This is a genomic window from Streptomyces sp. CB01881 (assembly GCF_002953255.1).
Classification (GTDB): domain Bacteria; phylum Actinomycetota; class Actinomycetes; order Streptomycetales; family Streptomycetaceae; genus Kitasatospora.
In genome coordinates, this window is the sequence record NZ_CP026498.1 from 10445884 (window position 1) to 10455819 (window position 9936).

The window sequence follows — 9936 nt, forward strand, 5'->3', positions numbered from 1 at the left end:
TGTTGATCACGCACGGCGACGATGATGGCGAGTCCGAGCAGGCCGTACACGAGGTTGAGCAGGCCGGCGACGCGCTGCTGGTAGAGCTCCTTGAAGGCGCTCTGGTCCTTGACGTCCAGCTGGGGGTAGGCGCTGAGCGCGTCCTGGAGGGCCTGGTAGGTCCGGTCCTTGTCCGCGCCGGCGGCGGCCTTGCCGAGCAGGGCGCCGGCGGCGGGCCGCTGGTCGGCCGGGAGGGCCTGCCCGACGGTCGCGACGGCGATGTAGAACTGCTTGTCGAAGAGGGTGTTGCCCTTGGTGGTGACCAGCCCGACGGGCACGGACCGGGTGTGCCCCTTCCCGTAGTCGATCGTCACCCGGTCGCCGACGGACAGGTGGTGGGCCTGGGCGAAGTCCTGGTCCACCGAGACGGCGTCGCCCGCGGTGACGGCCTCGGCGCTGCCGGCCCGGACCGGGAAGCGGTAGTCCTGGGTGATGGTGGGGGAGACCGCCGTCACCGAGATCTCCCGGCTCTGGCCGTCCGGCGTCCGGAGGGTGGTGAGCACGTTCACCACCTCGGTGATGTGGTCGATGCCCGGGGTTCCCTTGGCGGCGGCCACCATGGCGGCGGTGACGCCGGTCTGGTTGGCCTGGACGAGGTAGTCGGCGCCGACCGACCTCTCGATCTGCGCGTTCGTCGAGCTGACCATCGACGAGGTGATCACGGAGAAGCCGGTGACCAGCGCGAGGCCGATCATCAGGGCGGCCGCGGTGGCGCCGGTGCGGCGCGGGTTGCGCATGGCGTTGCGCTGGGCGAGCTTGCCGGAGGGCCCGAAGAGCCTGGGCAGCAGCGCGCCGAGCACCCTGATCACGCCGGTGGCGAGCAGCGGGCCGAGGACCACGAAGCCGACGAGGGGCAGCAGCACGCCCAGGCCCAGCCCGGCGCCGCCGGCGGCGCTCTCGCCGCTCGCCGCGGCCAGGGCCAACAGGAGGGCGCCGCCGATGCCCAGCGCCAGCCCGAGGACGGTGCGGATCCTGGTGGCGGCGCCGTCGGCCGGGGTGCCGTGGTCGCGCAGCGCGGCCATCGGTGAGATCCTCCCGGCCCGGCGGGCCGGCAGCCAGGCGGCCAGCACGGTGACCACCAGGCCCACCGTGTAGGAGGCGACCGGGACGGTGGCGTCGATCTCCAGGGAGGAGGAGATCTTCATGCCGGCCGAGCCCATCAGCTCGATCAGCAGCTGGGCGATGCCCAGCCCGGCCAGCAGGCCCAGGGTGGAGCCGGTCAGCCCCAGCAGCAGCGCCTCGACCAGCACCGAGCGGTTGATCTGGCGGCGGCTGCCGCCGAGGGCGCGCAGCAGGCCGATCTCGCGGGTGCGCTGGGCGATCAGCATGGAGAAGGTGTTGACGATGAGGAAGCCGCCGACCAGCAGCGAGATGCCGGCGAAGCCGAGCACCGCGAACTTCATGAAGTTGAGGAAGCTGCCGACGTCCCTGCTGTTCGCGGCCTTCTGCTCGGCGGCGGTCTGGACGTCGAAACCGCTGCCGAGGGTCGTGGCGATGGTGCGCTTGAGCTGGGAGTCGGGGACGCCCCCGTTGCCGAACGCGGCGATCGAGGTGAACAGGCCGGGGGCGCCGAGCAGGTCGTGCTGCGCGGTGGGGACGTCCAGGAAGGCCAGCGCCGCACCGGGGTTGGTGCCGTCGAAGGTGGCGATGCCGCTGATGGTGTAGTCGAAGGTGCCGAAGGAGTTGATCACCCGGATCGGGTCGCCGACGCCGAGTCTGCTCTTGGCGGCGGTGTCGGCGTCGATCATCATCTGCCTGCCGCCGGCCGGGGCGCCGCCCGAGGTGATCTTCAGGGGGGTGCGCGGGCCGGGCACCCAGGCGCCGACCCTGGCCGGGGCGCCGCCGGCCGGGCCGGCCGCCCGGTTGGTCCTGGGATTGACGAGGGTCGCGTTGCCGACCTCGATCTGCCCGAGTGCGGTCTTCACCCCGGGCTGCGCCGCGACCTGCGTGACGGTCGAGGCCGGGACGGTCAGGGTCGCGGCGCCGTCCTGGCGCGGTCCGGCGTTCTTCTTGGCCGGGGTCTGGGTGACCAGGACGTCGGGGGCGGTGGAGGCGAAGAGCCTGTCGAAGGTGCTGGTGGCGGTGTTGGAGAACACCAGGGTGCCGGAGACGAAGCCCACCGACAGCACGATCGCGATCATCGACAGGAACATCCGGCCCTTGTGGGCGTAGAAGCTCCGTAGTGACGTCTTGAGCAGCATGGTCCTGTGCCCGCCCGCTCAGCTGGTGCGCTTGCCGTCGAAACGGCGCATGCGTTCGAGGACGGAGTCGGCGGTGGGGGCGTGCATCTCGTCGACGATCACGCCGTCGGCGAGGAAGAGCACGCGGTCCGCGTAGCCGGCGGCGACCGGGTCGTGGGTGACCATCACGATGGTCTGGCCCAGCTCGTCCACCGAGCGGCGCAGGAAGGTCAGCACCTCGGCGCCGGAACGGGAGTCGAGGTTCCCGGTGGGCTCGTCCCCGAAGATGATCTCGGGGCGGGCGGCCAGCGCCCGGGCCACCGCGACGCGCTGCTGCTGGCCGCCGGAGAGCTGGGTGGGGCGGTGCTTGAGGCGGTCGGCGAGGCCGACGGTCTCGACCACCTGGTCCAGCCAGGCGGCGTCCGGCCTGCGGCCGGCGATGTCCATCGGGAGCGTGATGTTCTCCAGCGCGTTCAGCGTCGGGAGCAGGTTGAACGCCTGGAAGATGAAGCCGATCTTGTCCCGGCGCAGCCTGGTGAGCTGCTTGTCCTTCAGGCCGGTGATCTCGGTGTCGCCGATCCAGATCCGGCCCTCGGTGACGGTGTCCAGGCCCGCCAGGCAGTGCATCAGGGTCGACTTGCCGGAGCCCGAGGGGCCCATGATCGCGGTGAAGCGGCCGCGCTGGATGTCCACGTCCACCGCGTCCAGCGCGGTGACCCTGGTCTCGCCGGTGCCGTAGGCCTTGGTCACCTGACGCGCCGAGGCGGCGGTCGCGGCGGGGCCGCCCGGGTTCGGGGAAGCATGGACGGATGTGGGTGCCGTTGTCACGGGGTACCTCCTGGGTCCGGCCGTCCCGGGACCCGCCCTCGGGCGGAGCACGGAAGCGGCGTGATGTGCCGTGGTTGACGCATGTCCGATGAGCGTTCGGGCGGGCGGGTGAACCGGGTCGCCCGCCGGTGGCCCGTGGTCCGCGCCGCCCGGGCGGCACCGGACGGCAGCGGAAACGGGCGGGGGATCAGGCCGTCTGGATGCTGTCGAGGATGTCCAGCCGGGCGGCCTGGCGGGCCGGCCACACCGCGGCGAGCACACCGACCACCCCGGTCAGGACCAGGAAGAGGGACATCCGGCCGTAGGGGATCACCGTGGTGATGTTCGCCAGCTCGACCTCCAGGGTGTTGACGGCGGCCCAGGCCAGATAGCTGCCGAGGACCATGCCGACCACCGCGCCCAGCACCGAGATGAGCGCCGACTCCAGCCGCACCATCCGCTTGATGCCGCGCCGGTCCAGGCCGATCGCGCGCAGCAGGCCGATCTCCCGCTTGCGCTCGAACACCGACATCGCCATGGTGTTGACCACCCCGAGCACGGCGACCAGCACCGACATCGCCAGCAGCGCGTACAGCAGGCTCAGCGTCGAGGTGATGGTGTGGCTGAAATCGTCCTGCATGCCCTGCCTGTCCCTGATCTCGATCACCGGGTTGCTGCCGGTGGCGTCCTTGATGGCCTGCTTGAGGGCGGGCGTGGCCCCGTCGGCCCCCTTGACGAGCGTCTGGCTGACGTACGGGTTCGGCTCGAAACCGGCGAGTGCAGCGTTGGAGAGCAGGACCGGGGAGAGCATCTGGTTCGCGCGGAACACACCGCCCACGGTCAGGGTGGCGGTGGAGCCGTCCGGGCGCCTGACCGTCATCGTCGAGCCCGCCCCGAGGTGACCGTCGGCGGCGAGGTCGGAGTCGACCAGGGCCTGGCCCTGCTTCAGCGCGCCGGCCGAGCCGGCGGTCATCGACAGGTTGACCAGCTGCCCGGCGCCGTCCGCGTCCAGGCCCTCGAACGTGCGGGTCGTGCCGTCGACCTTCAGGTCCACGGTGGTGACCGGACTGGCGGCCGTCACCCCCGGGGCCTTGGCGACCGCCTCCGCGATCTTCGGGGAGAGGCCGTGACCGTTGGCCATGACCACGGCGTAGTCGGCCCTGATGCCGCCGTCGACCGTCCGGGCCACCGCGTCCGTCACCGACGTGCCGATCACCGTCATCGTCGCCACCAGGGTCAGCCCGATGGCGAGCGCCCCGGCCGTGGCACCGGTGCGGCGCGGGTTGCGCACCGCGTTCAGCCGGGCGAGCCGGCCGGGCGTGCCGAACAGCCTGGACAGCAACGGGCCGACCAGGGCGACCACCGGGCGCGACAACAGGGGCAGCAGGACCAGGATGCCCACGCTGGCCAGCACCGCGCCAGCCTCGATCGCGTTGCGCGCGGTCGGACCCTCCCAGACGGCGCTCATCGCGATCAGCGCCACACCGCCGGCGGCGGCCACCGAACCGACGACGTTGCGCACCAGCAGGCTCTTCGCCGCCGGCGGCTGGTCACCGCTGCTGAGCGCGGCGATCGGAGCGATCCGCGAGGCCCGCACCGCGGGCACGACGGCGGACAGCACGGTGACCACCGCCCCCACCGCCAGCGCCGCGCCGACCGTGGTCGGCGTCACCACCAGCGGACCGCCGGGCACGCCCTTGCCCAGCGACTTCAGGCCCGTCTTCATGGCCCGGCCGATGCCGACACCGGCCAGCAGGCCGGCCGCGGAGGAACTCAGACCGATCACCAGCGCCTCGACCAGGACCGACCGGGTGACCTGCGACCGGTCCGCGCCGATCGCCCGCAACAGCCCCAACTCCCTGGTGCGCTGGGCGACCAGCATGGTGAAGGTGTTGGCGATGATGAAGACGCCGACGAACAGCGACACCCCGGCGAAGGTCAGCAGCACGGCCTCCAGGCTGCGGGTCCGGGTCGCGACCAGGGTGGCCTGCTCGTCCCGCAGCCGGCGGGCGGTGTCGACCCGGAACCTGCTTCCGCCGGGGACGAGCGGCGCGACCTGCTCCTTGAGCGCCGCCTCGGAGACACCGGCCTTGGCCGTCACCTCGATGCTGCTGTAGCGGCCGGGGGACAGCAGCATCCGCTGCGCCTCCGGGGTGGCCAGCACGGTCAGGCTGCTGCCCGAGGACACCATCGGGTCGTCGGTGGTGAACACCCCCGTCAGCACGGCGTCGACGGCGGGGCCGTTGGTGGCGATCCGCACCCTGTCGCCGACGTGGTAGCCGCCCCTGCGCGCGGTCTCCCGGTCGAGCGCGATCTCCCCCTGGCCGCGCGGGCCACGGCCCTCGGCCATCGGGTAGCGCGCGTCCACGCCGGAGCCGTTCGGGACGAAGTTCACCGCCCTGGCACTCCACGACGGGCCGATCAGGTCGCCCTTCTTGTCGGCGACACCGGCGAAGGCGCTGATCACCGGCCGCGCCTTCGCCGTCCCCGGCAGCCCGGAGACCGCCGCCAGCGTGGCGTCGGTCAGCCCCTCGCCGCCCTTCGCGCCCTTCCACTCGGTACTGGCGGTCGCCGCCTTGTCGGTCACCATCACCGACACGTCGGTGTAGCTCCTGGAGTAACTGTTCTTCGCGGCCCGGCTGATGGTGTCGGAGAAGACCATGGTCCCGGCCACGAAGGCGGTGCCGAGCATGACGGCCAGCGCGGTCATCAACAGGCGGCCCTTGTGGGCGAGGACGTTGCGCAGTGCGGTGCGATACATGTGATCAGTCCAAGTGGTCAGGTCTGACGGGCTGCTGGCGGAGCATCAGCTCGTGGCGCCCTTGGCTTCCAGGCGGTACGTGCGGTCCAGGACGGCCCCGGCGGCCGGCCGGACGAGCTCGTCGACTATCCGGCCGTCGGTGAGGAACAGCACCCGGTCGGCGTAACCGGCGGCGACCGGGTCGTGAGTCACCATGACGACGCTCTGCCCGAGTTCGCGCACGCTGTCGCGGAGGAAGGACAGGATCCCGGCGCCGGCCCGCGAGTCCAGGCTCCCCGTCGGCTCGTCCGCGAAGACGATGTCCGGCCTGCCCGCCAGCGTGCGGGCGCAGGCGACCCGCTGCTGCTGGCCGCCCGACAGCTGTGCCGGACGGTGGGTCAGCCGCCCGGCCAGGCCGACCGCGTGGACGACGACGGCCAGCCAGTCCAGGTCCCCATCGGGCGACCGGCCATGTCCATCGGCAGCGTGATGTTCTCCAGCGCCGTCAGGGCCGGGAACAGGTTGAACGCCTGGAAGACGAAGCCGATCCGCTCCCGCCGCAGCCGGGTCAGCTGCCGGTCGCCCAGACCCGCCAGCTCCACCCCGCCGATCGCGGCCGAGCCGCTGGAAACGGAGTCCAGCCCCGCCATGCAGTGCAACAGCGTCGACTTCCCCGAACCGGAAGGCCCCATGACCGCCGTGAACTCGCCCCGCCGGAAGACCACGTCGACGCCCTCCAGCGCCACCACCCGCCTCCCGCCGTCGTCGTACACCTTGCCCAGACCGGTGGCGCGGGCGGCCACGAGGCCGGCGGACGGGGCGGATGCGGTCGTCGTGCTCACGGGTGCTCCTGTCCTGCTGGGGGCCGAACGCCGGACGGACGCCCGTGGCACCGCGACCGGTGACGCCGTGCAGGGGCGGCTGCCAACCATCCTGCTCGAAACGGCCCGGCGAAATCGTCCCCCGGGCGGATGGTTGCCGCGACATCCGCACGAGCGAGGAGAACAGCCGTCCTCAGCCGCCCGGATGGCGTCGCAGGGATGACACCGCTCCGCCCCCGCCGCGCCCCGGCGGCGGCCGCGGCCGCGGCGACGGCGGACTGTCCCCACCCCCGCGCGATCGGTCAACCGGCCGGCCCCCGCCCGCGTGCCCGCCCCCGGCCGGCCCGCGGCAGCCGCGCCCCGCGCCCCGCGGCCCGCCCAGCCCCGGCACCCGGCCCCGGCGCCCGCTGCGCGCCCGCCCCGGCCGTCCGACGGCATCCCTGCGACGGAGGACACCGGCGCCCCGTTCGTCCGGCGGGATGACGCGACCGCCCCGCGCCACCGCCTACCGTGAGAACCACTGCGCCCCCGGCAATCCCCCGTTGCGCCGGGGGCGCAGCACGGGCCCGAAAACCGGCCCCTTCCGCGGCCGACGCCTGTTCAAGTGGCGCGCCGCGATGGTTGAACACCCGCGCCGCCCACCCGCACCGGGGCTTGGGTTCTAGCGGTTGTCGCAACACCCCAGCTCAGGGGACGCGATGGACTTCGAGATCCGCGAGGACCGGAAGCCGCAGGGGCGTAGGAGGCTTCGTGTCGAGCGGGAGGAATACTTCCGGCTCGTGCAGCAGGGCTACAGCAACAAAGAGGCGTCCCGGCGCGTGGGCGTACACGAGCGGACTGGACGCGAGTGGCGCAACGGCCGGACGGATCCGAACAGGTTCCGGGCGCCCGCTCGACCCGAGCGGGCGCCCGCCCGCACGTCAGGACCGTCCCGATACCTGAGCGAGGACGAGCGCATCCACATCGCCGACCGGCTGCGGGAGAAGGCCACGATCCGCGCCACCGCGGCCGCCGTACTCGACGGCACCCCGGTGGCCTGGGCCCTCACCGAACCCGACCACGGCGCCGACCTGCTCAACAACGAGCTCACCGCCACCGCCCACCCCGACGGCTACCGCCTCGACGGCACCAAGTGGCCGATCAACAACGCCACCCGCGCCGGCCTGCTCACCCTGCTAGAAGCGCCCGCTCGCCGAACGCCCCCACCCCGCCTCGATCCTGGCCCGCTGCGCGGCGCCGTCCTGGCGGGCATGTCCGAGGCGGAACTGGAGGCGTGTGCGCGGGTCTTCGTGAACAATGCGCTGGTCACCCGGGCGCACGGCTTCGGACGCTTCGACGGTGACGTCCTGGTCGTCGTGGCGACGGAGGGCAGGCGGGAGGACACGCCCGGCCCGGAGAGCCGGCAGCGGTACGTCTCCGGCGTCGTCTCCGCCCCCCGGCTCGCCCGTACCCATGACGAGCCGGGCCGGCCCGAGACGCTGGGCGAGGTCTGGAACGCGGTGGCCGCCTGGCTGGACCGGGAGTAGCCCGGACGAACCGCCCGGGGCGGCACGGAGGGCCGGCATCCGCAGCGCGGGTGCCGGCCCCGGCCGTGTCCCGGATCAGCCTCTGGGCTGAGTCCTGAGGAGCGATTTGCCGGGAGCCCCCGGCGGCTAGCATCGCTGCCCGTGGAACGATCTCCGAAGCCTCCTGTCCTGCTGAGGCGGCTGTCGCCGGACGCGTTGGCGATGCTCAGCTGGTGGGCGGCCGCCGCGTTCGCGCTCGTGTTGTACGGGACGATGCCGGGGCCCACCCATCCGGTGTTCATGGCCCCGAAGCAGTTCCTCCACGTGGCCCCCTGGGCGCTGGTGCTGATCATCGTGACCCTGGCGTTGCCGATCGGGTGGGCCAGCCGGCTGCCGGTGCCGGTGCTCGGGGTGCTGCTGGCCGAGGCGGTCGCGGCGGAGGTGTTCGGGGAACGGGCGTGGCCCTTCCTCCTGGCGGCGGACCTCCTGGTCTTCTACGTCACCGTGACCCGGTCGCGCCGGACGGCCGCGGTGGCGGTCTCCGCGGTGGTGGTGGTGTGGGCCACGGTGTCGGTGGCCCTGCGGTCCGCGTCGGTGCTGCAGAGCATCGGCGGTCCGTGGGCCAGCCTCGTGGTGACCACCGTCCTCGCCTGGATCGCCGGCAGTTGGGTGCGGTTGCGGCAGGAGCACGCCGAGACCCTGCGCGCCCAGAGCGCGACCCGGGCGGTGCAGGCGGAGCGCGCCCGGATCGCCCGTGAGCTGCACGACATGGTCGCGCACAGCATCGGGGTGATCGCCATCCAGGCCGGTGCGGCGGCGAGGGTGATCGATACCCAGCCGGTCGGTGCGCGGGACGCGCTGGTGGTGATCGAGACGACCAGCCGGGAGACCCTGGCGGGCCTGCGGCGGATGCTGGGCGCGCTGCGGGAGGCCGACGCGGACCAGTCGGAGTCGGAGTCGGAGTCGGCGCCGGCGCCGGGGCTGGCGGATCTCGACCGGCTGGCCGAGACCGCGGCGGACGCCGGAGTGCGGGTGGAGGTGCGGCGGCGCGGACGCCGGCGGCCGCTGCCTCCCGAGGTCGAGCTGTCCGCGTTCCGGATCGTCCAGGAGTCGGTGACCAACGTGGTCCGTCATGCGGGCGGTGCCCGGTGCTGGGTGGACGTGGACTACGGGGAGGAGGAGCTCTCCCTGGAGATCGTCGACGACGGGTGCGGGAGGGCGGGCGCGGGCCCGAGCGTCGGAAGCGGCTACGGCGTCGTGGGGATGCGCGAGCGGGTGGGCCTGTTGCACGGTCACTTCAGTGCCGGGCCGGGACCCCGGGGCGGCTTCCGTGTGATGGCTAGACTTCCGCTATGACGATCCGGATCGTACTTGCCGATGACCAGCCACTCGTGCGAGCGGGACTGCGGATGGTGATCACGGACGCGTCTGACATCGAGATCGTGGGGGAGGCCGGGACGGGGGCCGAGGCGCTCGGGCTGGCGCGGGAACTGCGCCCCGACGTCGTGGTGATGGACATCCGGATGCCGGTGATGGACGGCATCGAGGCGACGAGACTGATCAAGGAGCTGTCCGATCCGCCGAACGTGCTGATCCTGACGACGTTCGACGACGACGAGAACGTCTACGCGGCGTTGCGGGCGGGCGCGGGCGGGTTCCTGGTCAAGGACATGGTGCTGGAGGACATCCTGGCGGCGGTGCGGGTGGTCGCGGCCGGGGACGCGTTGATCGCACCGGGGGTCACGCGCCGGCTGATCGAGGGCTTCGTCGAGCGAGGCCCGGTCCGTACGTCGCGGCGGCGGGAGATCGAGGGGATCACCGAGCGCGAACGTGAGGTGCTGGTG

6 protein-coding genes and 1 pseudogene are annotated in these 9936 nt (G+C 72.9%); 3 read left to right on the plus strand and 4 right to left on the minus strand.

The features are described from left to right. The 4 genes and pseudogenes from C2142_RS34970 to C2142_RS34985 form a co-directional block, all read right to left on the minus strand. Positions 1-2240, minus strand: a 2240-nt coding sequence (locus C2142_RS34970) for an ABC transporter permease (RefSeq protein WP_194235838.1), incomplete at its 3' end; no start/stop codon positions are given. Positions 2241-2258: 18 nt separating this feature from the next. Next, positions 2259-3047 (minus strand): ABC transporter ATP-binding protein, encoded by a 789-nt coding sequence (locus tag C2142_RS34975; protein ID WP_148646875.1) that lies wholly within the window; start codon positions 3045-3047, stop codon positions 2259-2261. A 187-nt stretch (positions 3048-3234) separates the two neighbouring features. Beyond that, positions 3235-5787, minus strand: coding sequence for an ABC transporter permease (locus tag C2142_RS34980; RefSeq protein ID WP_148646876.1), 2553 nt, complete (start codon positions 5785-5787; stop codon positions 3235-3237). Between the two features lie 45 nt (positions 5788-5832). Beyond that, positions 5833-6608 (minus strand): annotated as a pseudogene (locus tag C2142_RS34985) (ABC transporter ATP-binding protein). Between the two features lie 677 nt (positions 6609-7285). On the opposite strand from C2142_RS34985, the gene C2142_RS41815 reads away from it, so the two are divergent. The 3 genes from C2142_RS41815 to C2142_RS35000 form a co-directional block, all read left to right on the plus strand. Then, complete coding sequence (locus C2142_RS41815; RefSeq protein ID WP_148646877.1) at positions 7286-8113, plus strand: acyl-CoA dehydrogenase family protein; 828 nt, start codon at positions 7286-7288, stop codon at positions 8111-8113. Positions 8114-8254: 141 nt separating this feature from the next. Then, positions 8255-9448, plus strand: coding sequence for a sensor histidine kinase (locus tag C2142_RS34995; protein ID WP_241002965.1), 1194 nt, complete (start codon positions 8255-8257; stop codon positions 9446-9448). Next, positions 9445-9936 (plus strand): response regulator transcription factor (locus C2142_RS35000; RefSeq protein WP_241002966.1); only part of this gene is annotated, 492 nt, incomplete at its 3' end. The genes C2142_RS34995 and C2142_RS35000, both read left to right, overlap by 4 nt.

What these genes read in the sequence shown, in the direction of transcription:
- C2142_RS34980 (WP_148646876.1), bottom strand. Translation starts at nt 5,787, where the DNA reads ATGTATCGCACCGCACTGCGCAACGTCCTCGCCCACAAGGGCCGCCTG.
- C2142_RS41815 (WP_148646877.1), top strand. Translation starts at nt 7,286, where the DNA reads ATGGACTTCGAGATCCGCGAGGACCGGAAGCCGCAGGGGCGTAGGAGG.